The 22,985-nt window shown below is 75.3% G+C and carries 17 protein-coding genes and 1 pseudogene; 15 read left to right on the forward strand and 3 right to left on the reverse strand.

Going from position 1 to position 22,985, the window contains the following annotated elements; translation table 11 throughout:
- The first annotated feature begins 23 nt into the window (after positions 1 to 23).
- From FHU37_RS04190 to FHU37_RS04255, 14 genes are all read left to right on the forward strand, one after another.
- The gene (locus FHU37_RS04190) at positions 24 to 1,610 is read left to right on the forward strand and encodes a phage tail sheath family protein (RefSeq protein WP_179812874.1); all 1,587 of its coding nucleotides are present in this window, start codon (positions 24 to 26) and stop codon (positions 1,608 to 1,610) included.
- An 89-nt stretch (positions 1,611 to 1,699) separates the two neighbouring features.
- Positions 1,700 to 2,143 carry a contractile injection system inner tube protein gene (locus FHU37_RS04195; protein WP_179812875.1) on the forward strand — a complete coding sequence of 148 codons (444 nt, stop codon included), beginning with the start codon at positions 1,700 to 1,702 and terminating at the stop codon, positions 2,141 to 2,143.
- Positions 2,143 to 2,652, forward strand: coding sequence for a hypothetical protein (locus FHU37_RS04200; protein WP_218903934.1), 510 nt, complete (start codon positions 2,143 to 2,145; stop codon positions 2,650 to 2,652). The genes FHU37_RS04195 and FHU37_RS04200 overlap by 1 nt, the downstream gene beginning before the upstream one ends.
- The gene (locus FHU37_RS04205) at positions 2,649 to 2,792 is read left to right on the forward strand and encodes a DUF6760 family protein (protein WP_179812876.1); all 144 of its coding nucleotides are present in this window, start codon (positions 2,649 to 2,651) and stop codon (positions 2,790 to 2,792) included. The genes FHU37_RS04200 and FHU37_RS04205 overlap by 4 nt, the downstream gene beginning before the upstream one ends.
- Before the next feature lie 71 nt (positions 2,793 to 2,863).
- On the forward strand, positions 2,864 to 6,439 hold the full coding sequence (locus FHU37_RS04210) for a hypothetical protein (protein ID WP_179812877.1): 3,576 nt from the start codon (positions 2,864 to 2,866) through the stop codon (positions 6,437 to 6,439).
- Positions 6,440 to 6,470: 31 nt separating this feature from the next.
- On the forward strand, positions 6,471 to 6,902 hold the full coding sequence (locus FHU37_RS04215; protein ID WP_179812878.1) for a phage tail protein: 432 nt from the start codon (positions 6,471 to 6,473) through the stop codon (positions 6,900 to 6,902).
- A gap of 4 nt (positions 6,903 to 6,906) precedes the next feature.
- The gene (locus FHU37_RS04220) at positions 6,907 to 7,731 is read left to right on the forward strand and encodes a CIS tube protein (protein ID WP_179812879.1); all 825 of its coding nucleotides are present in this window, start codon (positions 6,907 to 6,909) and stop codon (positions 7,729 to 7,731) included.
- 7 nt (positions 7,732 to 7,738) lie between these two features.
- A complete protein-coding gene (locus tag FHU37_RS04225; RefSeq protein ID WP_179812880.1) occupies positions 7,739 to 9,604 on the forward strand; it encodes a VgrG-related protein in 1,866 nt (621 codons plus the stop codon).
- A gap of 78 nt (positions 9,605 to 9,682) precedes the next feature.
- Positions 9,683 to 9,964 carry a PAAR domain-containing contractile injection system baseplate protein gene (locus FHU37_RS04230; protein WP_179812881.1) on the forward strand — a complete coding sequence of 94 codons (282 nt, stop codon included), beginning with the start codon at positions 9,683 to 9,685 and terminating at the stop codon, positions 9,962 to 9,964.
- Between the two features lie 2 nt (positions 9,965 to 9,966).
- Positions 9,967 to 10,374: a gp25 family contractile injection system sheath assembly initiator gene (locus FHU37_RS04235; RefSeq protein WP_179812882.1), complete on the forward strand. Its 408-nt coding sequence runs from the start codon at positions 9,967 to 9,969 to the stop codon at positions 10,372 to 10,374.
- On the forward strand, positions 10,371 to 12,320 hold the full coding sequence (locus tag FHU37_RS04240; RefSeq protein ID WP_179812883.1) for a putative baseplate assembly protein: 1,950 nt from the start codon (positions 10,371 to 10,373) through the stop codon (positions 12,318 to 12,320). Before FHU37_RS04235 ends, FHU37_RS04240 begins: the two co-directional genes overlap by 4 nt.
- Positions 12,321 to 12,896 carry a phage tail protein gene (locus tag FHU37_RS04245; protein ID WP_179812884.1) on the forward strand — a complete coding sequence of 192 codons (576 nt, stop codon included), beginning with the start codon at positions 12,321 to 12,323 and terminating at the stop codon, positions 12,894 to 12,896.
- Entirely contained in the window at positions 12,893 to 14,290 is a 1,398-nt protein-coding gene (locus FHU37_RS27735) for a zinc ribbon domain-containing protein (protein WP_246449550.1), read from the forward strand. The genes FHU37_RS04245 and FHU37_RS27735 overlap by 4 nt, the downstream gene beginning before the upstream one ends.
- A gap of 416 nt (positions 14,291 to 14,706) precedes the next feature.
- The gene (locus FHU37_RS04255) at positions 14,707 to 17,634 is read left to right on the forward strand and encodes a carbohydrate binding domain-containing protein (protein WP_246450209.1); all 2,928 of its coding nucleotides are present in this window, start codon (positions 14,707 to 14,709) and stop codon (positions 17,632 to 17,634) included.
- A 65-nt stretch (positions 17,635 to 17,699) separates the two neighbouring features.
- On the opposite strand, the gene FHU37_RS04260 is transcribed toward FHU37_RS04255, so the two are convergent.
- Both FHU37_RS04260 and FHU37_RS04265 read right to left on the reverse strand, forming a co-directional pair.
- On the reverse strand, positions 17,700 to 19,088 hold the full coding sequence (locus FHU37_RS04260; protein WP_179812885.1) for a carboxyl transferase domain-containing protein: 1,389 nt from the start codon (positions 19,086 to 19,088) through the stop codon (positions 17,700 to 17,702).
- Positions 19,085 to 20,539 (reverse strand): acyl-CoA synthetase, encoded by a 1,455-nt coding sequence (locus FHU37_RS04265; protein ID WP_179812886.1) that lies wholly within the window; start codon positions 20,537 to 20,539, stop codon positions 19,085 to 19,087. Before FHU37_RS04265 ends, FHU37_RS04260 begins: the two co-directional genes overlap by 4 nt.
- Before the next feature lie 251 nt (positions 20,540 to 20,790).
- On the opposite strand from FHU37_RS04265, the gene FHU37_RS04270 reads away from it, so the two are divergent.
- Positions 20,791 to 21,345 (forward strand): GNAT family N-acetyltransferase, encoded by a 555-nt coding sequence (locus tag FHU37_RS04270; RefSeq protein WP_246449551.1) that lies wholly within the window; start codon positions 20,791 to 20,793, stop codon positions 21,343 to 21,345.
- Here FHU37_RS04270 and rho read toward each other — a convergent pair.
- A pseudogene (gene rho, locus FHU37_RS04275) lies at positions 21,342 to 22,583 on the reverse strand (transcription termination factor Rho); the annotation flags it as partial. The gene FHU37_RS04270 and the pseudogene rho overlap by 4 nt on opposite strands.
- Positions 22,584 to 22,985 lie beyond the last annotated feature (402 nt).

Below are 22,985 nucleotides of genomic sequence, written 5' to 3' on the forward strand. Positions count from 1 at the left end.
GCCGCAGCCGAAGGAGGACTTACATGCCGTCGTACCTCTCCCCGGGCGTCTACGTCGAAGAGGTGGAGTCCGGGTCACGGCCGATCGAGGGAGTGGGCACCTCCGTTGCCGCCTTCGTCGGATTCGCCGAGAAGGGTCCGCTGAACGAGCCGACGCTGGTCACGAACTGGAGCCAGTTCGTCAGCACCTTCGGCGACTTCGTCGAGGGCACCTATCTGGCGTCGGCCGTCTACGGTTTCTTCGCCAACGGCGGCGGCATCGCCTACGTGGTGCGGATCGGCGACGCTCCGGCGTCGTCCGACGCGACCGAGGACGGCGCCGGCGGCAGCACCGCCGAGACGGCCAGCGTGGCGCAGGGGCAGCTCGGTCCCTACCGGGTCCAGGCACTGCCCGGCGTCACCGGCGAGATCTCGGTGGAGGTCGCCGAGCCGGAGGGCGAGAACCCGCCGCAGGACGCCTTCAAGCTGCTGGTCAAGCGGGACGGGAACGTCGAGGAGACCTACCCCGCCGTGACCACCAGGCGCGGCAAGGACAACATCGTCACCCAGGTGCGGGAGCGCTCGGCGCTGATCGCGATCAGCGAGGCCGCGCGCGGCACCGCGGCGCTGGCCAAGGCGGGTGAGCGGCCGGCGGCGCAGACGGTCGTGCTGACGCCGCCGCCCGAGCGGGCCCCCGGCCAGCCGCCCGCGCCGCAGCGGACGCTGGCCACCGACGACTACGTGGGCGACGCCGACCAGCGCACCGGCTTCGGCGGGCTGGAGGCCGTGGACGACATCACCATGCTGGCCGTCCCCGACCTGATGAGCGCCTACGAGCGCGGCGCCATCGACCTGTCGACCGTGCTCGCCGTCCAGCAGGGCATGATCAGCCACTGCGAGCTGATGGGCGACCGGATCGCCATCCTGGACCCGCCGCCCGGCATGAGCCCCCAGCAGATCAAGTCGTGGCGGGTGGAAGCGGCCGGGTTCGACTCCAAGTACGCCGCGCTGTACTACCCGTGGATCAAGGTGTTCGACCCGTCCGTCGGCCGCAACACCTTCGTGCCGCCGAGCGGGCACATCGCCGGGGTCTGGGCGCGCAACGACGACGCGCGCGGCGTGCACAAGGCGCCCGCCAACGAGGTGATACGCGGCGCGGTCGCCCTGCAGACCCAGATCACCAAGGGCGAGCACGACCTGCTGAACCCGATCGGCGTCAACTGCGTCCGCGCCTTCCCCGGCCGCGGGATCCGGGTGTGGGGCGCGCGGACGCTGAGCAGCGACCCGGCCTGGCGCTACCTGAACGTGCGACGGCTCTTCAACTACCTGGAGGAGTCGATCCTGAACGGCACCCAGTGGGTGGTGTTCGAGCCGAACGACGACGCCCTGTGGGCCCGCATCCGCAGGACCATATCGGCGTTCCTGGTCAGCGAGTGGCGCAAGGGGGCGCTGTTCGGGCTCACGCCCGACGAGGCCTTCTACGTCAAGTGCGACCGGGAGACCAACCCGGCGGAATCCATCGACGCCGGCCAGGTGGTCTGCGAGGTGGGAGTGGCACCCGTCAAGCCCGCGGAGTTCGTGATCTTCCGGCTCGCCCAGCTCTCCGGCGGCACCGGAGCGGTGGACGAGTGAGCCCCGCCCCCGCGGAGGGCCCGGGCCCTCCGCGGGGGCGAGCCGAGCGAGCGCGCCGACCAGCACACCACTGACCCAAGGAGGAGCTCATGCCGCTTCCCGAACTCGACAGCTCCGTCGGCCACTCGTTCGGGTTGGAGTTCGACGGCGTCGTCATCAACCAGATCACCGAGGTCACCGGCCTGAAGATGGAGCAGGACGTCATCGAGCTGAAGCAGAACACGGCCGATGGCAAGTACGCGATCAAGAAGCTGCCGGGACGGCCCAAGGCCGGCGAGGTCACCGTCACCCGCGGACTCACCGAGGACAACAGCTTCCAGGAGTGGATCAAGACCTCGCGGTTCGGGAAGATGAACGACGCCCGCCGCAACGGCGCGATCATCGTCTACGACTACGAGGGCATCCCGATCAAGCGGTACCTCCTGGTCAACGCCTGGCCCAAGTCGCTGGAGATCGGCACCCTCAAGGCGGGCGACACCTCCGTGCTCACCGAGAAGCTGGCCATCACCTACGAGAGCATGGAAGTCGAGTGATGCGGCGGACCCTGTCGACCGCCGCCTTCCAGGAACTCCGGGAGGCGAGCGCGGGCACCGGCCCGGCCGCCGGGGCGACGATTGGCGCGGCGGCCGAGCCGGGCGGCGGCGGCCCGGCCGGCGGCCCGCGCGGACAGGTGCTGCGCACCGAGTTCGCCTTCGAACTGCCGCGCGGCTACGTGGATCCGTCCGGAACCGTGCACCGCACCGGGGTGATGCGGCTGGCCACGGCGCGGGACGAACTCATCCCGCTGCGGGACGACCGGGTCCGGGAGAACTCCGCCTACCTCTCGGTGGTGCTGATCGCCCGGGTGATCACCCGGCTGGGCACGATCGAGGACGTGCACGCGGGCATCGTGGAGAACCTCTTCGCCTCCGATCTGGCGTTCCTCCAGGACTTCTACCGCCGGATCAACGCGGAGGGCCACACCCGCGCCTCGGTGACCTGCCCGGCGTGCGAGGAGCCGTTCGCCGTGGACCTCGCCGGGGGCCGCCTGGGGGAATCGTGACGTACGCGACCGACCGGCTCTACGAGGAGATCGCGTACCTCGCCTATCACTTCCACTGGCCGCTCGACCAGCTCCTCGACCTGGAGCACGCCGAACGGCTGCGGTACGTCGCGCAGGCCGCCCGGCTGAGCGGGCGCTGAGGGTCGGACGGAGCCGTCCCCGAGACGGCCGGTGACCAGGGCAGCGAGGAGCGGGGAGGGAGGAGGAGCCCATGGCCATGTTCTCCTGGCTGCGTGGACGTCGGGGGACGACGGGTGCGGCGGCCGGTGCCGCCGCCGACGCCACCGGGGCCACCGACGCCACCGGCCCCATGGGCGACGGTGCGGCCACCGCGCCGGCCACCGCCCCGGCGGCGCCGCCGGTGACCGTGCAGGGGTGGCGCGAACTGCCGCCGATACCGCGCACCGTGGACCGCCCCGACCTGGTCACCGATCCCACCGGCTTCCCCGCCTCGCTGAGCACCTGGCGGGACGCGACGCTCGGCACCCCGCTCGGCCACCTGGTCAGCCCGCAGGCACCGGCCGGCCTGGTGCACGGCCTGCTCACCCCGGCGGCCCCCGCCGCGGGCTCGCCCCCGGGCGGACCGACCGTCAGCAGGCGGGTCGACGACCCAGGCCAGGTGCCCGGCCAGGCGCCCGGGGTGGGGGCGGTGGGGGCGGTCGCGGCGTGGGAGCCGGTCGGGCGCCGGCAGGGCTTCGCTCCGCGTCCCGGCGCAGCGGTGGCGGGAGGCCCGACGCTGGTGCCGCTCCAGCGGGAGGCGGCCGAGCCGCTGACGGTGGCCGACCACCCGTCCGACGCGCCGGTCAGGGAACTGGCCGGGTTCGCGGTGAGCGATCCCTCCGGGCCCGTCGACGGACCGGCCGCGCCGGCCGATCCCGGCCCGTCCGTGCCGGTCCCGGCTCCGCCGATGCCCTCCACGCTGGGTACGGAGGACTCCGCCCCCATCGGGGCCGCCCAGCCGACGGCGCCGCCCGCCCCGGTCGGCAGCCCGCCGGCGCTGCCGCCGACCACCCTGCCGTCCGCGCCGCTGCCCGCGGCGCCCGCCACGCCGCCGCCTGCCGGCCGGGGAGCGGCGGGTGGGCAGCCCCCGGTGCCGGCGCCCGCCGACCGTCCGGCCGTTCAGCGGTTCGGCCCGACCCCCGCGCGCCGCCCACCCGCCCCCGGGCTCGGCGAGCCGCTCTCCGAGCTGCCGCCCACCGCCCTGCCCACGCCCGCCGCCGCCAGCGGTCCCTCCCCCTCCTCCTTCTCCTCGCCCGACGCCGCCCCGGCCCCGCCTCCGTCCGAGGCCGGGGCCCGCTCCGTGCCGGACGCCCCCGTGCCGGACCTCCCCGTGCCGGTCTCGCGCGCGATCCCCGATGCCGCCGAACCGCCCCGGGCGCAGGCGCGGGCGGAGACGGCGGGGGGTGCGGAGGGGGCACCGGAGACCGGTGGGCCCGATGAGCCGTCGGTCGGTCCGTTGCTGGGCGCGGACCGGCCCCTGGTCACGCCCCCGCCGGTCACGCCTCCGGTGGACCGGCCGACGGCTGACCGGCCGACGGCCGGCCGACCAGTGGGGAACCGGTCGGTGGTGGACCCGGTCGCGATGGACCGGCCCGCTGTTCCGGTGCAGCGCGACCGGGAGACCACGGTCGGGCCCGCGACTCCGCCGCCCGGCTACCGTGACGCCCCCACCGGGCCCGTGCCGTCGCCTCCGGAACGGCCGTTGTCCTCGCCGGAGCCGGCGGGGCCTGAGCGGCCCGGCGCGGAGGAGGCGTTCGGGCCCCTGACGCCGGCCGCGCCGGCCGAGGGGCCCGCCGCGCCGTTGCTGGCTGAGGCGGAGCCGGTCGCGGCGATGGAACTGCCGGAGCCCTCTGGGCCCGCGGCGCCGCCGTCAGTGCCGCCCGCGGTGTCGGGGGCAGACGTGCCTGACCTGCCGGGTGTGTCGGATGTGTCTCACGCGTCGGCTCTGCCGCCGGTGCAGCGCCGTGCCGAGGAGGCGCCCGACCCGGTCACGCCGACCGTGCCCGTCGAGGCGACGGCCGAGGGGGCGACCGGCCCCCTGCTGGGCGACTCCGGGCCGCTGTCGTCCATCGCAACCCCCGAGTCTCCCGAGCCGTCCGGCCTCGCGACGCCCGGGGCGCCGCCCTCGCCGACGGCCCACGGCTCGCGTCCGACGCCGGTGCAGCGCAGCGTGGAGCGACCGCCCCTCCCTGACACTTCCTCGGCGGTACCGGGAGCGGCTGACCGGGCGTCCGCGCCGATGGCCGCCTCGCCGGAGGGGCCGTCCGGCCCGGTGACGCCCCCGTACGAGGGGAGCGCGTCGGTGGTGCAGCGCCACGCCGCCCCGACCGAGCCCGGGCCGGTGGAGGCGCCGGTGGAGGCACCGCCCGCGCCCGAGGCGGAAGCGTCCGGGCCGCTGCTGGGCGATGCCGGGCCCATCGCCGTCTCGCCCCCGGTGTGGCCGGAGGTGTCGCCCGAGCCGTCGCCCGGCGCCCCCGGGGCCTGGTGGCAGGACTCGGCGCCTCCGCCGTCATCCCGCTCGTCGTCCCCGTCCGCGTCCCCCTCTCCGCCTTCGGCCGGGAATCCGCCCGGTGAACCGCCGGGTGCCGTGGCCCAGGTGGTGCCGCTCACCGCCCAGCGATCGGTGCCGCTGTTCTCCGGCGCTCCGGCCGTGTCCCCGGGCTCTCCGCCCGCTGATCGGTGGGGGGAGCCTGGGTGGCGGCCGGAACCGGCGGTCGTGCCGATCGACTGGTCCGGTCCCGGCGTGGCCGTCGACGGCGCGGCCGGCGACGCCGGGGGCAGCGGCGGCCCGGGCGGTGCGGCGCCGGTGGGCGACGGTGCCGGCGCGGTGCCCCTCGGCGCCGCATCCGGCGCGCCCGCCGTCGAACCGCTCGCCGGCGGGCCGATCGGGACGGCGGTGGCGCAGCGCTCGCCGGCCGTGGCGCTCGACCCGCCGCCCGGCTGGCCGCTCGGCGGATCGGCCGGGTGGACGCGCAGCAGCACGGCGGCGCCGGCACCGCCGGTCCAGCGGGCGGTCGATCCCCTGCCCACCGGCGGACGGCTCCGGCCGCCGGTCCCGGAGACGGCCTGGTCGCGACCCGCCGAGCCGCCACCGGCGGGGGCGCGGGGGACCGGTCCCGGGGGAGCCGTGCCCGGGGCGGCCGCCTCGGCGGAGGTGGTGCAGCGCTGGGGCGGCACGTACGGATCGGCGCCGTCCGGCCCGGCCCACCCGCCACCGCCGACGCCGCCACACGGCGTGCCGTCAGCCCTCGTGCCGCCGTCCGGCGGGCCGCCCCCCGTCCCCTGGGCGAGCACCCCGCCACCGGCGCCGGCGTTTCCGCCGCCCCCGCCCTCGTCGGCCGGCCAGGGTGCCGGGTACGGCGCGGCCCCCTGGTCGGGCGCCCCACCGGTCGACGCCGGCGCGGTGGCGGTCGCGGCCGGGGTGGCCCAGCGGATGGCCGACGGCTCCGTCGTGTTCACGCCCCCGCCGACGGCGCAGCGGGCGGACGAGACCGTGGTGCCGCCGCCCGAGCCGGTGCCGGAAGCGGTGCCGGTGCCGGAGCCGGCGGCGCCGGAGCAGTCCACGCCGCCTCCGGCCGCCCCGCCCGCCTCGGACGCGTCCCCCGAGACCCAGCCCGACGGCCAACCGGGCGCCCAGCCCGGCGGGGCCGCGACCGGCCCCGGAGGCGTGCCGGCGGTCAACGACGAGCTGGTGCGGGCGCTGTTCGCCCCGCTCAGCCGGATGCTCCGGGCCGAGCTGCGGCTGGAGCGGGAGCGGGCCGGCTTCCTGATCCACACCCGGCACTGAGGCCCGACACACACCGGAAAGGGGGTAGGCGATGTCCATCACCGACGACCCGGCCGTCAGCGTCCGCTTCGTCGTCACCATCGACGGCATCGAACTCGGTTCCTTCAACACCTGCGAGGGCCTCGGCTGCGAGGTGGTCCTGGAGCAGCGCGAGGAGGGCGGCAACAACGGCCACGTCTGGCAGCTGCCCACCCGCCTGAAGTACTCCACCGTCAAGCTGTCCCGTCCGCTGACCCGGGACACCGAGAAGGTGGCCAAGTGGTTCGCGTCGATGACCACCGGCTTCAGCCGCAAGACCGCGCACATCGAGGCGCGCACCGGGGACGGTGAGATGGTCGCCCGGTGGGGCCTGCTGGAGGTCGTGCCGGTGCGCTGGACCGGTCCGACGTTCAACCCGGAGTCCCCCCGGGTGGCGATCGAGACCATCGAGATCGCCCACCACGGCTATGTGACGGAGGCCTGAGCCGATGAACGGCCCCGTGGCGTTCAGCGCCGCCGGCACCGGCTCCGCCGCGCGGCAGGGGGGCGGAGCCGGCGGTGTGCGCCCGAAGCTGGAGCACGCCTACCTGGAGCTGCGCACCCCGCCGCCCGGCGGCAGCCTGACCCCGGGCGGCCCCTGCGGCCGGATCGACTTCCAGTTCAACCCCAAGGAACTGAGCCTGACCAAGGCGGCGGCCTGGAAGCGCAACCCGTCCAAGGGGGCGAAGAGCGCCGGCCCCCCGGAGTACCAGGGGCCGCAGCCCAGCAAGCTCACCGTGGAGATGTTCTTCGACGCCAGCGACACCCAGGACACCAGCGTGGTGACGTCGGTGGAGCGGCTCTTCGCCTGCTGCGTGCCCACCAACGAGACCCGCCAGCAGCAGCGCTCCTCCCCGCCGTGGGTGGTGTTCCACTGGGGCGGCCTCACCGGCTTTCCCGGCTACGTCAGCCAGGTGGCGGTGAAGTACACCCTGTTCACCACCTCCGGGGTGCCGATCCGGGCCACCTGCCAGGTGACGATGGAGGAGATCAGCGGCGACACGCCCGGCCAGAACCCCACCTCGGGGGCGTTGGCGGCGCGGCGCGTGCACCGGGTGCAGGCCGGCGACACCCTGCCCGGCCTGGCCTGGCGGGAGTACGGCGATCCGGCGGCCTGGCGGGCCATCGCCGAGGTGAACGGGATCGACGACCCGATGCGGCTGGCGCACGGCCGGGAGCTGTTCCTGCCCGCCCTGGACGAGCTGGGCCGGCTGGAGCAGGAACGCGTCGAGGGCCGGGGCGCGGCGGCGCTCCCGGCCGGCGGGGGCGGGTGAGCGGCGGATGCCCAAGCCGAGCGTCGCGAAGGCGCTGGTCGTCGAGGTCGGGGGCCGGCAGCTCACCGGTGACGTGGCCAACGCCATGGTCGAGGGGTACGTGGACGACAGCCGCACCCTGCCCGACGTGTTCCTGCTGAGGTTCCGCGACCCCGGCCGGGTGGTGCTGGACAAGGGCGGCTTCAAGATCGGCGTCGAGGTGCGGCTGCTCGCCGGCACCGGAGACGACCAGGCGCCGCAGCCGCTGCTCACCGGCGAGGTCACCGCCCTGGAGGTGGAGATCGACGACACCGGCACCTTCACCGTGGTGCGCGGCATGGACGCCGCGCACCGCCTCTTCCGCGGCCGGCGCGTGGCCAGCTACCAGAACATGACGGTCTCCGACATCTGCCGGGCGGTGGCCCAGCGGGCCGGGCTGCGCCCGGGCAAGGTGAACGTGCCCGGCCCCGTGCTGGAGCACGTGGCCCAGCCGGGCGTGTCGGACTGGGAGTTCCTGCACGGGCTGGCGGAGGAGGCCGGGGCGCAGGCGTACGTGCGGGACGGCCAACTGCACGTCACCATGCCGACGGCGGCCAGCGGCGCGCCGGACGCCTCCACCCGGTCGGCGCAGAGCCCCCTGGTGCTGGAGATGGGGGTGAACCTGCTGCGCTGCCGCGCCGGGGTGACCGCCGCCGAGCAGGTGAAGACCGTCGAGGTGCGCGGCTGGGACGTCCACACGAAGCGGGCGCTGGTGGGGCAGGCGGACGCCGGCCGGGCCGACACCCTGCAACTGCCGCTGACCCCGGCGGAGGTGTCCGCGCCGTTCGGCAAGGCCAGCTATGTCGTCACCGACACCCCGTACACCGAGCAGGCGCAGGTGGACCAGGCCGCCAAGGCGCTGGCCCAGCGGATCGCCGGGTCGTTCGCCGAGCTGGAGGCGGTGATCCGGGGCAACCCGCGGGTGCGCTCCGGCACGGCGGTGGCGCTGTCCGGGGTGGGCGCGCCGTTCGAGGGGCGGTACACCGTCACCTCCGCCCGGCAGGTGTTCGACTCCCGGCGAGGCTACGAGACCTGGATCACCGTCTCCGGCCACCAGGAGCGCTCGCTGTTCGGGCTCACCGCCGGCGGCACCGGCCCGGCCACCGTGCGCGGGGCCGGCCCGCGCTGGCCGGGCCTGGTCAGCGGCACGGTGACGGACACCAAGGACCCGGAGCGGCTGGGCCGGGTCAAGGTGCGCTTCCCGTGGCTGTCCGACGACTACGCCAGCGACTGGGCCCGCACCGCCCAGTTCGCCGGGGCCAGCGGGCAGGAGGCGTTCGTCCCGGAGGTGGGCGAGGAGGTGCTGGTCGGCTTCGAGCAGGGCCACCTGGACCGCCCCTACGTCCTGGCCGGCCTCTACAACGGGAAGGACCGGCCCACCCGGGAGGGCGGGGAGCTGATCGACCGCACCAGCGGCGTGGTCAACCGGCGCTCCTTCGCCCTGCACGGACGCGACCGGGTGGAGTTGCACGACGCCGCCACCGGGGCGCGCGGGGTGCGGCTGCTCTCCGGCGACGGCAAGCTCACCATCAACCTGGACCGGAGCGCCACCAGCATCGTCGTGCACAGCGACGGGACGGTCGAGATCGACGCCACCGACCGGGTCACCGTCAAGGCGGGCAGCGGGGTGCGGGTGGACGCCGGGAACGGCCCCCTGGACCTCAGCGGCGAGTCGGTGTCGGTCACCGCCCGCACCGGTGTCCAGGTGGACGGCGGCAGCGGGCAGCTGAAGCTGTCCACCGGCGGCGCCGTGGACGTCAAGGGCGCCCAGGTGGCGGTCAACGGCACCGGCCGCACCGAGATCAAGGGCGGTGCCTCCTGTTCGATCAGCGCCCCGATGGTGCGGATCAACTGAGCGGACCAACCGAGCGGAGCAACCGAGCGGATCCGCCGGGCGGATCCACCGACGGACGTCGAGGAAGGAGCCAGGGCCATGCCACCCGCCGCCCGCGTCGGCGACCCCACCGGCCACCCCGGGGTGGTCGGCGGCCCCGGGGTGCCCACCGTGCTGATCGGCGGGCGCCCCGCGGCCACCGTCGGCACGCCGCACCAGTGCGCCTTCCCCCCACCGGCGGTGCACCCGCCCTCGGTGATCGCCCCGCCCGGCAGCGCCACCGTGCTGATCGGCGGGCGGCCGGCCGCCCGGATCGGGGACCTGGCCGCCTGCGGCTCGCCGATCGTGGCCGGCTGCCCGACCGTGCTGATCGGGGGCTGAGCATGGGCCAGCAGTTCATCGGCGCCGGCTGGGCGTTCCCGCCGCGGACCGACGCCACCGGCAGCATCGCCCTGGTCCGCGGCGAGCGCGAACTCGACGAGTCGATCCGGCTCATCCTGGCCACCGCGCCTGGTGAGCGGCCGATGCGCCCGGAGTTCGGCTGCGGCATCCACGACTACGTCTTCGCCCCCGCGGACGCCGGCACCGCCGGCCAGCTCGCCTACGAGGTGCGCCTCGCCCTGGAGCGGTGGGAGCCGCGCATCGAGGTGGCCGACATCCAGGTGCGGTTCGACGCGGTCGACGACGGGGTGCTCTACATCGACATCCACTACTCGGTACGCGGCACCAACGACCCGCGCAACCTGGTCTTCCCGTTCTACGTGATCCCGCCGCACGAGGAGGGCCCGTGACCCTGCCCAGCCCCAACCTGGACGACCGCCGCTTCCAGGCCCTCGTGGACGACGCCAAGCGCCTGGTGCAGCAGCGCTGCCCGGAGTGGACCGACCACAACGTCTCCGACCCCGGGGTCACCCTGATCGAGGCGTTCGCCACCATGGTCGACCAGCTCGTCTACCGCCTCAACCGGGTGCCGGAGAAGAACTACCTGACCTTCCTGGACCTGATCGGGGTGCGGCTGTACCCGCCCACCGCGGCCCGCGCCGAGGTGACGTTCTGGCTGTCCGCGCCGCAGCCCGAGGCGGTCCGGGTCCGCGCCGGCACGGAGGCCGCCACGGTGCGCACCGAGGCCGAGGAGGCGGTGGTCTTCAGCACCACCCGGGAGCTGACCATCCCGCCCTGCCACCTCGCCCACCTCGCCACCCGGGCGGTCGACGCCGAGGCCGTGGACCGCTCCGACGAGCTGGCGCTCCGCCGCGACGTGCCCTGCTTCGGGGCCACGCCGACGCCGGGCGACGCCCTCTACGTCGGCCTGTCCGGGCCGGTGCCGGCCGGCGTGGTGGTGCTGCGGCTGGACTGCGCGGTGCACGGCGTGGGCGTCGACCCGCGCCGCCCGCCGCTGCTGTGGGAGGCGTGGGACGGCACCGCCTGGACGCCCTGCGAGGTGGAACGCGACGACACCGGCGGCTTCAACCGGGCGGGGGAGGTCATCCTGCACCTGCCGCGCACCCACGCCGCCTCGGTGGTGGCCCGGCGCACCGCCGGCTGGGTGCGCTGCCGGCTGCTGGCGGCGGCCCCCGGCCAGCCGACCTACGTGGCCCCGCCGACGGTGCGGGAGATCACCGCGTTCACCATCGGCGCCACCGTGGACGCCGTGCACGCCGAGACGGTCACCGAGGAGATCCTGGGGCTCTCCGAGGGGGTACCCGGGCAGGGCTTCCGGGTGGCCCGCCCGCCGGTGGTGCCGGGCGACGAACCGTTCGTGGTCGAGGTGGGGGAGGGTGCCGGCTGGGCGGAGTGGGTCCGGGTCGACGACTTCGCGCACTCCGGCCCGGCGGACCGGCACGTCACCCTGGACCCGAACTCCGGGGAGGTGCGGTTCGGACCGGCCGTCCGCGAGCCGGACGGGACGGTGCGCCACTACGGCGCGGTGCCGCCCAAGGGCGGACCGGTGCGGGTGCGCGCCTACCGGACCGGCGGCGGCCGACGGGGCAACGTCGCCCGCGGCGCGCTGCGGGTGCTGCGCAGCTCACTGCCGTACGTGGCCCGGGTGGAGAACCGGCGCGCGGCGCTGGGCGGGGTGGACGGGGAGACGGTCGAGGCGGCGATGGTGCGCGGACCGATGACGCTGCGCACCCTGCACCGCGCGGTGGTGCCGCACGACTACGAGCAGCTGGCCCGCCAGGCGGCGCCGGGCACGGCCCGGGTGCGCTGCGTGCCGGCCGGCGACGACGCCTCGGACGGCGGGGTGCGGCTGCTGGTAGTGCCCTCGGTGCGCGGCGACGAGCTGGGCCGGATCCGCTTCCAGGACCTGACGCCGCCACCGGAGACCATGGCGGCCATCACCGACCACCTGGACGAACGCCGCCCGATCGGCACCCGGCTGGTGGTGGAGCCGCCGTTCTACCGGGGCGTCACCGTGGTCGCCTCCGTCCAGGCGCGGCGCGGCGCCAACGCCGAGCGGCTGCGGCAGGAGGCCCTGGCCGCCCTGTACGGCTACTTCAACCCGCTCACCGGGGGACCGGAGGGGGCCGGCTGGCCGTTCGGCCGGCCGGTCCACGCCGGCGAGGTGTACGCGGTGCTGCAGCGCGTCCACGACGTCGACCTGGTGGAGGACGTCCGGCTTTTCCCGGCCGACCCGGTCACCGGCGAACGCACCGAGCCGACCAGCAGGATCCCGCTGGACCGGCACGCGCTGATCTTCTCCTACGAGCACCAGCTGCGCGTGCGGGAGGCCTGAGTGCGCGGAACCGTTCCCGGGCTGCCCACCCCGCACCCGCTGCTGCACCAGCTCCCGGCCGTCTACCTGGACCACGACTTCCTGGAGCGCTTCCTCGGCGCGCTGGACGAGGTGCTGGCGCCGGTGCTGCTCGTCCTGGACAACCTGCCCGCGCACCTGGACCCGCGCACCGCGCCGGAGGACCTCCTGGACTGGATCGCCGGCTGGGTGGCGGCGCAGACCGACCCGGAGCGACCGGTGGAGCGGCGGCGCGAGACGGTGACCCGCACCGTGCGGCGGCACCAGCTGCGGGGCACCCGGCGCGGGCTGGCGGAGGCGGTGCGGCTGGAGACGGGCGTGTCGCCCCAGATCGTGGAGAGCGGCGCCGCCTCCTGGTCGGCCACCCCGCTGGCGCCGCTGCCCGGCGAGCCGGGCGACTGGGTCACCGTCCGGGTGCGGGTGCCGGATCCGGAGCGGGTGGACCGGGCCCGGCTGGAACGGCTGGTCGCCGACGAGGTGCCGGCGCACGTCCGCTACCGGGTGGAGGTGCTGCCCGCCGACGGGGCGGCCGGGAGCGTGGCGGGAGGCGCGTCGTGATCTGTCCCGAGTGCGGTCACCGCAACGCCCCGGGCACGGCGTTCTGCGCCTCCTGCGCCGCCTTCCTGGACTGGGAGGAGGAGCCGGACCGCCCGGCGCCGTCGGAACGCCTGGCGCCGTCGGAACGGCCGGCGCCGCTGGAAGGGCCGTCGCCGTCGGAACGGCCGCGCGGGGGCGAGCCGGTCCGGCCTCCGGAGCCCGTCACCGGTCCGCCCGCGGCGGCGCCCGCGGAGCGGTCAGTGGCGGCGCAGGCTTCCGGCACACCGGCCCCGCCCGCCGCCGCGGCGGGCGCCGCCTCCCGCACCGGGGCGACGGCTCCGCCGCCGTCGGTGCCGCCGGTGGCGGGGAGCGTCCCGCCCAGGCCGGCCGTGCCGCCCACCGTGCCCGCCCGGCCGGCCCCGGCCGAAGCGCCGCGGCGTCCGGCCGCCGACTCGCCGGGTGCCGGGCCGGGCGGCCCGGGTGGGCCGTCCGCCCCAGGCGGGCCGAGCGGTCCGGGTGGGCCGACCGGTCCCGGGGCGCGGCCCGCCGAGCCGGTCGAGCGCGCCCGCCTGCGCCGCCCGGACGAGGTGGTGCGGGTACCGGCGGACGGCGGCCCGCCGGACGCCGGGCGGTCCGCGCCGGTCGCGCCGGAGCCGCCCGATGCGCTGCCGTACGTCTCCGGCGCCCGGCCGTGCCCCTCCTGCGGCACCGGCAACCCGCCCGACCGGACCCTGTGCCGGCGGTGCGGCTCCGTGCTGGCCGTGCTGCCGGCCTCCATGCAGCGGCGAACGCCGTGGTGGCGCCGGCGCCGCCGGAGGACCCGCCAACCCACGGCCGCCGGCGACCGGCCGCTGCGCCGGGTGTGGCGCCGGCCCAGCATGGTGCTGCCGATCACCCTGCTGGTGCTGCTCGGCGGCGCCTGGTTCGGCCGCGCCCAGATCTCCCAGGCGATCGACTACGTGCGGGACCGGACGGCCGCGCCCGCCCCGGTGCACCCCGGCGCGGTGCGGGCCTCCAGCGAGGCGCCGGACCACCCGGCGGCGGCCGCCTTCGACGGGGCCAGCAACCGCTACTGGTCCCCGGCCCAGCCGGGCAACGGCGCCGGGGAGTACCTGGAGGCGGACTTCGACACCCCGGTGCGGCTGCGGGCGCTGGTGATCTTCGCCGGCGCCTCCGCCAACCAGGACGAGTTCCTGGCCATGGCCCGCCCCGCCGAGATCGTCCTCACCCTCCACCCCGCCGAGGGCGAACCCAGCACCGAGGTCATCCGGCTGAGCGACCGGCCGGGCCAGCAGACCTTCGACGTGCGCGCCGAGGACGTGGTCCGGGTGCGGCTGACCGTCAACACGGCCAACGGCGTGCAGGACGGGCGGTCGCTGGCGATCGCGGAGGTGGAGTTCTTCCACCGGCGGTAGGCCGCGGCGGCCCGCCGCACCCGTCGTCCGTGCCCCTGTCGCACCGTCACCGAAGTGACGGTGCGACAGGGGCACCGTCGTGTCCGGGGCAAGGCCGTGCCGACCGCCCGACGGGCCGTCGAATTGGTCCGGTCCGATGGCTTTACGGCCGCCTCACCCCCACCTAGCCTTCTCGCGAGGAGGCTTCTTGTGGAACTTTGCGCAAGAAGGCCAGCTGAATGACTGCAAGGACATAAAAGTTGCAATCGGTCATGCGGGGGCGGCGGAGGTGCCGTGGTCTCCACACGGCCGCGGCGGAGCGGGCCACCACAGAGGAGTTTGTCCTGTATACGACAACTAGACGAAGGGGGCGCCGGCCGCTGGCCGGCGTCCTGGCCGTGGTCACCTGCCTGCTGGCCGGGCTGCTGTCCTCGGCGATGGCGCAGGCGGCCGGCGTGCCGTCGCAGGTGACGGCGACGGCATCGAACAGCGTGACCGTCTTCTACTACACCAAGACCAGCAACTGGTCCCGGTACCTCATCCACTACGCCCCCACCGGCGGCGCCTGGACCACCGTCCCCGGGGTGGCCATGGAGGCCGCCTGCACCGACTGGGTCAAGCGGACCATCGACCTGGGGACGGCCACCGGGCTGGCCGCCACCTTCAACAACGGCTCCGGCACCTGGGACAACAACGGCGGGAACAACTACGCGCTGGGCACCGGCACCATCACCGTCAAGGACGGCGTGATCGCGCACAGCGACCCGTGCGGTGACGGCGGCACCACCCCCTCGCCCACCCCCGGCACCCAGGCCACCGTGTTCTACTCCACCCGGACCGTGGGGTGGAGCACCGTCAACCTGCACTGGCAGCCGGCCGGCGGCGCCTGGACCACGCCCCCCGGCACCGGCATGGAGGCGGCCTGCCCCGGCTGGTTCAAGCGCACCGTCGACCTCGGCACCGCCACCGGATGGACCGCCACCTTCAACAACGGCTCCGGCACCTGGGACAACAACAACGGCTCCAACTACGCGCTGCGCGCTGGGGTGTCCACGGTCAAGGACCGCGTGGTGACCGCGAACGCCGCCGACCCCTGCGCCGGATACCAGCCGGACACCACCGCCCCGAGCACGCCGACCGGGGTCGCCGCCTCAGCCGACGGCGTCGCCGTCGTGCTGATGTGGGAGCCGTCCACGGACAACGTCGGGGTGACGGGCTACCAGATCACCCGCACCGGCGGCTCCCGGGGCACCGTCGTGGCCAACACCGGCTCCACGGTGTACTCCGACGCCAACCTGGAGCCGAACACCCGCTACGCCTACACCGTCCGCGCCCTGGACGCGGCCGGGAACGTCTCCGCCGCCTCCGCCACGGCCTCCGCGACCACCGGCGAGGCCCCGCCGGTCGCGGACGCCACCGCGCCGATCGGCACGGACCCCCGCAAGGACCCCATCTACTTCGTGCTGACCGCCCGCTTCAACGACGGCGACTCCTCCAACAACCGCGGCGGCAGCCAGCACGTCAGGTCGGGGAACGCGGCCAACGACGACCCGATGTTCCGCGGCGACTTCAAGGGCCTCATCCAGAAGCTGGACTACATCAAGGGCCTCGGCTTCTCCGCGGTGTGGATCACCCCGGTGGTGCTCAACCGGTCCGACTACGACTACCACGGCTACCACGGCTGGGACTTCTACCGGGTCGACCCCCGCCTGGAGTCCGCCGGCGCCTCCTACCAGGACCTGATCAACGCCGCCCACGCCAAGGGCATGAAGATCTACCAGGACGTGGTCTACAACCACAGCTCCCGCTGGGGCGCCGAGGGCCTGTTCACCCCGACCGTCTACGGCGTGCGCGACAACCAGTGGAGCTGGTACTACGACGCCAAGCAGGAGGGCTTCGAGTACGACGGCCTGACCGTCGACCCGGCCAGCGGCAAGTCCTACTACAACGGCGACCTGTGGTCCACCACCGAACCGGCCGGCAACACCTGCCTGAACTGGGGCCGTCCGACCGGGGCGTTCAGCCCCGAGGGCTACACCATCTACAACTGCCAGTGGCCGTCCCCCACCTCCGGCATGTTCCCCAAGCAGTACTACCACAACTGCTGGCTGGGCAACTGGGAGGGCGAGGACTCCCGCAGCTGCTGGCTGCACGACGACCTCGCCGACCTCAACACCGAGTCCGCCGTGGTGCAGAACTACCTGATCGGCGCCTACAACAAGTACATCGACATGGGCGTCGACGGATTCCGGGTCGACACCGCCGTGCACGTCTCCCGGGTGATGTGGAACCGGCACTTCCTGCCGGCCATCTACGAGCGGGTCACCCGGACCTGGGGCGCCGACAAGGCGGCGAACTTCTTCGTCTTCGGCGAGGTCGGGGCGTTCGTCAACGACAAGTGGAACCGCGGCTCGGTGAACCACTCCGCCCAGTTCTTCACCTGGAAGGACCGGCAGGAGTACAGCGCCGACGACGCCACCGCCGTGCTGGAGGGCTACAACCACGAGAACAACCTCGGCACCGGCAACCAGCCGACCAGCACCAACGCCTTCCTCAACGGCAACAGCTACCACGCGCCGGACCACAGCCGGTTCTCCGGCATGAACATCATCGACATGCGCATGCACATGAACTTCGGCAGCGCGCAGAACGCCTTCTGGAACGGCAAGGACTCCGACGACTCCACCAACGACGCCACCTACAACGTCGTCTACGTCGACAGCCACGACTACGGACCCAACAAGTCCGGCGAACGCTACACCGGCGGCACCGACGCCTGGGCCGAGAACATGTCGCTGATGTGGACCTTCCGCGGCATCCCGACCCTGTACTACGGCTCCGAGATCGAGTTCCAGGCCGGCAAGCGGATCGACTGCGGCCCGACCTGCCCGCTCGCCACCACCGGCCGCGCCTACTACGGCGACCACGTCGCCGGCAGCGTCACCGCCTCCGACTTCGGCGTCGTCAGCAGCGCCTCCGGACAGGTCGCGGACACCCTCCAACAGCCCCTGGCCCAGCACCTGCAGCGGCTCAACCAGATCCGCCGCGCCGTGCCGGCGCTCCAGATGGGCCAGTACTCCACCGAGGGGATCTCCGGCGAGATGGCCTTCAAGCGCCGCTACACCGACGCCGCCAGCGGGGTGGACAGCTTCGCCCTGGTCACCGTCACCGGCTCGGCCACCTACACCGGCATCCCCAACGGCACCTACGTCGACGCCGTCACCGGCGACCGCCGCACCGTCACCAACGGCACCCTGTCCGTCGCTGCACCCGGCAAGGGCAACCTGCGGGTCTACGTCCTCGACCTCGGCGGCGCCAACGCTGCCCCCGGCCGGATCGGAACCCCCGGCCCCTACCTGAAGTAGCCCCCACCCGACCCCGGGGCCCGGCGACACCGACGTCGCCGGGCCCCGAGCCCGTCCGGCGCCGGTCAGCCCGGCGGGGCCGTGTGCGGAGCCGGCACGCCGGGATCCGGCGGGACGACCGCCCGCGCCACCCCCAGCTCCACCAGGTCCTGCGGGCGCAGCCGCAGCTCCTCGGCGGTCCGCGGCACCTGCTCCGGATCCCGCTTGAGGATGGCGGCGGCGGCCTCGGGCGCGGTCACCGAGAAGTAGCCGTCCGGGGTGACCCAGGTGCGGCCCGGCGCGGCCAGGGCGAGCGCCCCGCCCGAACCGCCCTCGCCGATCAGCAGACTGGTGATCGGCACCTCGGCCGAGGCGACGGCCGCGAACGCCTCCGCGATCGCCGCCCCCACCCCGGCTCGCTCAGCCGCCGCGTCGTTGGCCGCGCCCGGCGTGTCCACCAGGGTCAGCACCGGGATGCCCAGCCGGTCGGCCAGCCGGAGCAGCCGCACCGCGGTGCGGAAGCCGGCCGGCGCGGTGGCGGTCCCCGCCTGGGCGACGTAGCCCACCGTGCCCCCGGCACTCCGACCGAACCCGCACAGCACGCCCGCGTCCACCCCGCCGCAGCGGTCCCCGACGATCTCCTCCCGCCACTCGAAGTAGGCGTCCAGATAGGCCGCCGCCCTCGGCCGCCCGGCGGAACGGGCCCGCCGCACCGCCTCCCAGCCGGTGGCCGGCAGCGTCGTGGCGCCCAGCGCGAACGGCGGCGGAACCGGGCCGGCCGCCGGGCTGGTCAGCAGCGCGAGCCAGCGCCCCAGCACGGCCGGCAGCCCGGCCGGCGGGACGACCGCGTCGACGTGCCCGGAGGCCAGCTGCGCCTCGGCGGTGTAGGCGTGCGCCGGTTCGCCCGGCGGCCGCACCCGGGAGCCGGCGAAGCCGATCTGCGCCCCCGGCGACGCCAGGACCACGTCCGCGCCGGCGCCCAGCGTCGCCCAGCCGCCGCCGGTGGTCGGATCGCGCACCACGGCGATCTGCGGCAGCCCGGCCCGCCGGGTCAGCGCGGACTGCCGCGCCACCCGCTGGAGCTGGCTGAGCGCCCGCATGCCCTCCTGCATCCGGCTGCCGCCCGTGGCGACCAGCGACACCACCGGCAGACGCCGCTCCCGGGCGTGGGAGTACGCGGCCTCCAGGCGGTCCCCGGTGCGCTCGCCCAGCGAACCGCCGAAGAAGCCGAACTCGAAGCCGATCAGCACCACCTCGGTGCCCGCGACCCGGCCGACACCGCAGACCACCGACTCCTCCTCGCCGGTGCGCTCCCGGGCGCGCGCGTGCGCCTCGCCGTACCCGGGCCAGCCGATCGGGCCGTCGGCGCCGCGCGGCGCGGCCGGCGGGGCCGGCAGCTCGGCGAAGTCGTCGGCCACCGCGGCGATCACCGCCCGCGCCGCCGGCCGTCGGCCGTCCCGCTCCGCCCCGCTCACCGCAGCGCCCGCTTCAGCACCTTGCCCATGTCGTTGCGGGGCAGCTCGTCCAGGAAGCGCACCACCCGGGGCCGCTTGTGCGGGGCCAGCTGCCGGGCCACGTGGTCGATCAGCTCCCCCGCCGGCGGGCGCTGCGGCCCCGGCACGACCCAGGCCACCACGCGCTCCCCGAGGTCCTCGTCGGGTTCCCCGGTGACCGCCACCTCGGCCACCCCCGGGTGCCCGAGCAGGCAGTTCTCGATCTCCCCGGCGCCGATCTTGTAGCCGCCGGACTTGATCAGGTCGGTGGCCCGGCGGCCGACGATGCGCACCGCCCCGTCCGGGTCCTGGATCGCCATGTCGCCGGTGCGGAACCAGCCGCCGTCGAAGGCACGGGCGGTGGCCTCCGGCTGGCCCAGGTACCCGGTGAACAGGTTCGGGCCGCGCACCTGGATCTCGCCCACCGTCTCGCCGTCGCGGCCCGGGAGCACCGCCCCCGACTCGTCCACCAGCCGCAGCTCGACGCCGCGCAGCGGCACCCCCACCGTGCCGGGCCGGTGCCCGCCGTCCGGTCGGACGCTGGTGTTCATCAGCGTCTCGGTCATCCCGTACCGCTCGACGACCCGCTGACCGGTCGCCGCGGTGATCCGCTCGTGGTCGTACGCCGGCAGCGCCGCCGACCCGGAGACCAGCAGCCGGGCGCCGCCCAGCGCGCGGGCCAGGGCCGGATCCTCTCCGACCGCGCCGGCCAGCCGGTGGTACATCGTCGGCACGCCGAACAGCATGGTGCCGTCGGCCGCCAGTGCCGCCCGGACGCCCTCGGTGGTGAAGCGGCCGAGGTGGTGCACGGTGCCGCCGCGGCGCAGCGGACCCAGCACGCCGAGGATCAGGCCGTGCACGTGGAACAGCGGCAGCGCGTGCACCACCACGTCCTCGCCGGTCCACCCCCAGGCCTCCTCGAGCGCGTCCAGCGTGGCGACGACCGCCCGGCGCGGCAGCACCACGCCCTTGGGCGGGCCGGTGGTCCCGGAGGTGTAGATGACCAGCGCGGCGGCCTCGTCGTCCGGCTCCTCGGGGAAGGCGCCGCCCGCCGGGCCGGTGGCGGCGGGGTCGACGTCGACCCGGGGCAGGCCGGCGAGGACGGCCGGCAGCTCCACGCCCGGCTCGGCCAGCACCACCGAGGGCGCGCTGTCCGCGACGATGTGCGCCAGCTCGCGCCCGCCGATCCTCGGGTTGACCGGCACCGCGGGCACGCCCGCCAGCAGCGCCCCGACCACCGCGACGCCGGTCTCCAGCGACGGGGTGGCCCACACGGCCACCCGGCGCTCGCCCGCCAGCCGTCCGGCCAGCGCGGTGCCGGCCGCGGCCAGCTCGGCGTAGCCGAGGGCGCGGTCGCCGAAGCGGAGGGCGTCCCGGCCCGGGGCCGCCGGCGCGGACGCCGCCGCGCGCAGCGCGGGGAAGAGCACGGACATGCGATCTCCTCGTCGTCACTCCTCGGTCCTGCCCGAGGCCCGGCACGATCATCGCCGGCCGCGCCGCGGCCGGCACCACGGCGACCACGACGCCCCCGTGCACCACCAATTCTCGAAGAAGCCGTTCGACCGGGCGCAGCGGGCCCCGGGCCGCCGCCACGCGGGCGGGGCGGAGGTGGACTCGCACCGGGCCGCCGACGACCGGCGAAACCCCGTGGCGCGGCGCCGCGGTTGGGAGCATGCTGGCGCACATGGCCGATCCCGACGTCCGTCTGCGCGTGCTCGACGAGGAGACCCTGCCGGCCCTGCTGGCCTGCGCCGTCGCCGACGCCGATCCCGCCGAGGTGATGCCCGTCCCGGACGACGGCGCCCCGCCCGGGTGGACACCGGCCCGCCGGCGGGCCTTCCTGGATTTCCACCGCTCCCGCGCCCTGGTGACCACCGGCCCGCCGGTCGAGACCACCTATCTGGTCGTGGTCGACGGCCGGGTCGCCGGCGCCGCGCGGCTGCGCGCGGAGGAACAGGGCACCGCCCTGGAGACCGGCGTCTGGATCGGGCGCTCGGACCGGGGGCGGGGGATCGGCGGCCGGGTGGCCGAGCTGCTGCTGGCCGAGGCCGCCCGCTCCGGCGCCCGGCGCCTCGACGCCTCCACGACCGTGCGGAACGTCGCCGCCCGGCGCCTGCTGCGCCGTGCCGGCGCCGAGCTGCGGGAGGAGGCCGACGGCGAGGTGCGGGCCACCGTCCCGCTCCCACCGGCCCCCACCGCCCGCCAGCCGGGGCCCCGGAGGCCGGCAGGCGGGGCCTAGCGGTGCGGCCGGGGGCGGAGCGGGTCCGTCCGCAGCCGGAGCAGGAACTCGGCGTTGCTCCCGGTCTCCCGCAGCCTGCCGAGCAGCAGTTCGACGGCCTGCTGGGGGTCGAGCCCGTGCAGCGTGCGGCGCAGCCGCTCCATCAGCACCCGCTCCTCGCCGCCGACCAGGATCTCCTCCCGGCGGGTGCTGGAGGAGATCACGTCGACCGCCGGGAAGATCCTCCGTTCGGCGATCCGCCGGTCCAGCCGGAGGTCCATGTTCCCGGTGGACTTGAACTCCTCGAAGATGTAGTCGTCCATCCGGGAGCCGGTGTCCACCATGGCGGTCGCCAGGATGGTGAGCGAGCCGCCGTTCTCGATGTTGCGGGCCGCGCCCAGCAGCCGCTTCGGCGGGTAGAGGGCCGCGGAGTCGACGCCACCGGAGAGGATGCGGCCGGAGGCCGGGGCGGCCAGGTTGTAGGCACGACCCAGACGGGTGATCGAGTCCAGCAGGACCACCACGTCGCAGCCCAGCTCCACCAGCCGCTTGGCGCGCTCGATGGCGAGCTCGGCCACCGTGGTGTGGTCCTGGGCCGGCCGGTCGAAGGTCGAGGAGATGACCTCGCCCTTCACCGACCGCTGCATGTCGGTGACCTCCTCCGGACGCTCGTCCACCAGGACGACCATCAGGTGCACCTCGGGGTTGTTGTGGGTGATCGCGTTCGCGATCGCCTGCAGCACCATCGTCTTGCCGGCCTTCGGCGGCGAGACGATCAGACCGCGCTGCCCCTTCCCGATCGGCGCGATCAGGTCGATGATCCGCGTGGTCAGCACACCCGGATCCGTCTCCAGACGCAGCCGCTCCTGCGGGTACAGCGGAGTGAGCTTGCCGAACTCGGTGCGGTGCCGGCCCTGCTCCGGCTCCATGCCGTTCACCGAGTCCAGCCGCACCAGCGCGCCCCACTTCTCCCGGCGCTCGCCCTCACGCGGCCGGCGCACCGCGCCGGTGATCGCGTCGCCCTTGCGCAGCCCGTGTCCGCGCACCTGCGCCGGGGAGACGTACACGTCGTCCGGCCCCGGCAGGTAGCCGGAGGTCCGCACGAACGCCTGGTTGTCCTGGACGTCCAGGATGCCGGCCACCGAGGTCAGCACCTCCTCGTCCGCCGCCGGCTCGTTCGCCCCGGTGCCCGCGGCGGCACGGGGGAGCGGTGCGGTGGCACGGGTGCTCCGGCGGGTCCGGTCGCGCTGCCGGCGACCGGGAGGGCGGGCGTCGGCCGCGGCGCCGGAACGTGACTGACGCGGAGTCAGTTCGACCTGCAGGGTGTCGCTCATCGTGGGATCTCCTGTGGTGCGGAACGGGACGGGATGGGCGTCGGGGGAACGGGGGGAAGGCGTGCGCGGCACGCCTGACGAACACGCGGCGACACGGCGCCGCGGTGGGGGACACCCGTGCTTCGGGGGTGAGCTGGCGCGCCACCCCCGCCGGGGACGACGGGCTTTTGGAACGATGCGCGGGTATGACGTGAACCGGCCGGCGTCAGAAGCCTGACCGAGTGATGGCGCGGGTCAGTAGAAGACCACTCGCGCGGGATCCGTGATGAACCGGATCTTCCCCTGAGGAATTAGTACCAAACCACGGGGCAGCGGGCAAGGGTGATT

The organism is Allostreptomyces psammosilenae (assembly GCF_013407765.1).
In the GTDB taxonomy this organism is placed as follows: domain Bacteria; phylum Actinomycetota; class Actinomycetes; order Streptomycetales; family Streptomycetaceae; genus Allostreptomyces; species Allostreptomyces psammosilenae.

What these genes read in the sequence shown, in the direction of transcription:
- FHU37_RS04190 (WP_179812874.1), top strand. Translation starts at nt 24, where the DNA reads ATGCCGTCGTACCTCTCCCCGGGCGTCTACGTCGAAGAGGTGGAGTCC.
- FHU37_RS04195 (WP_179812875.1), top strand. Translation starts at nt 1,700, where the DNA reads ATGCCGCTTCCCGAACTCGACAGCTCCGTCGGCCACTCGTTCGGGTTG.
- FHU37_RS04200 (WP_218903934.1), top strand. Translation starts at nt 2,143, where the DNA reads ATGCGGCGGACCCTGTCGACCGCCGCCTTCCAGGAACTCCGGGAGGCG.
- FHU37_RS04210 (WP_179812877.1), top strand. Translation starts at nt 2,864, where the DNA reads ATGGCCATGTTCTCCTGGCTGCGTGGACGTCGGGGGACGACGGGTGCG.
- FHU37_RS04215 (WP_179812878.1), top strand. Translation starts at nt 6,471, where the DNA reads ATGTCCATCACCGACGACCCGGCCGTCAGCGTCCGCTTCGTCGTCACC.
- FHU37_RS04220 (WP_179812879.1), top strand. Translation starts at nt 6,907, where the DNA reads ATGAACGGCCCCGTGGCGTTCAGCGCCGCCGGCACCGGCTCCGCCGCG.
- FHU37_RS04225 (WP_179812880.1), top strand. Translation starts at nt 7,739, where the DNA reads ATGCCCAAGCCGAGCGTCGCGAAGGCGCTGGTCGTCGAGGTCGGGGGC.
- FHU37_RS04230 (WP_179812881.1), top strand. Translation starts at nt 9,683, where the DNA reads ATGCCACCCGCCGCCCGCGTCGGCGACCCCACCGGCCACCCCGGGGTG.
- FHU37_RS04235 (WP_179812882.1), top strand. Translation starts at nt 9,967, where the DNA reads ATGGGCCAGCAGTTCATCGGCGCCGGCTGGGCGTTCCCGCCGCGGACC.
- FHU37_RS04255 (WP_246450209.1), top strand. Translation starts at nt 14,707, where the DNA reads ATGGCGCAGGCGGCCGGCGTGCCGTCGCAGGTGACGGCGACGGCATCG.
- FHU37_RS04265 (WP_179812886.1), bottom strand. Translation starts at nt 20,539, where the DNA reads ATGTCCGTGCTCTTCCCCGCGCTGCGCGCGGCGGCGTCCGCGCCGGCG.
- FHU37_RS04270 (WP_246449551.1), top strand. Translation starts at nt 20,791, where the DNA reads ATGGCCGATCCCGACGTCCGTCTGCGCGTGCTCGACGAGGAGACCCTG.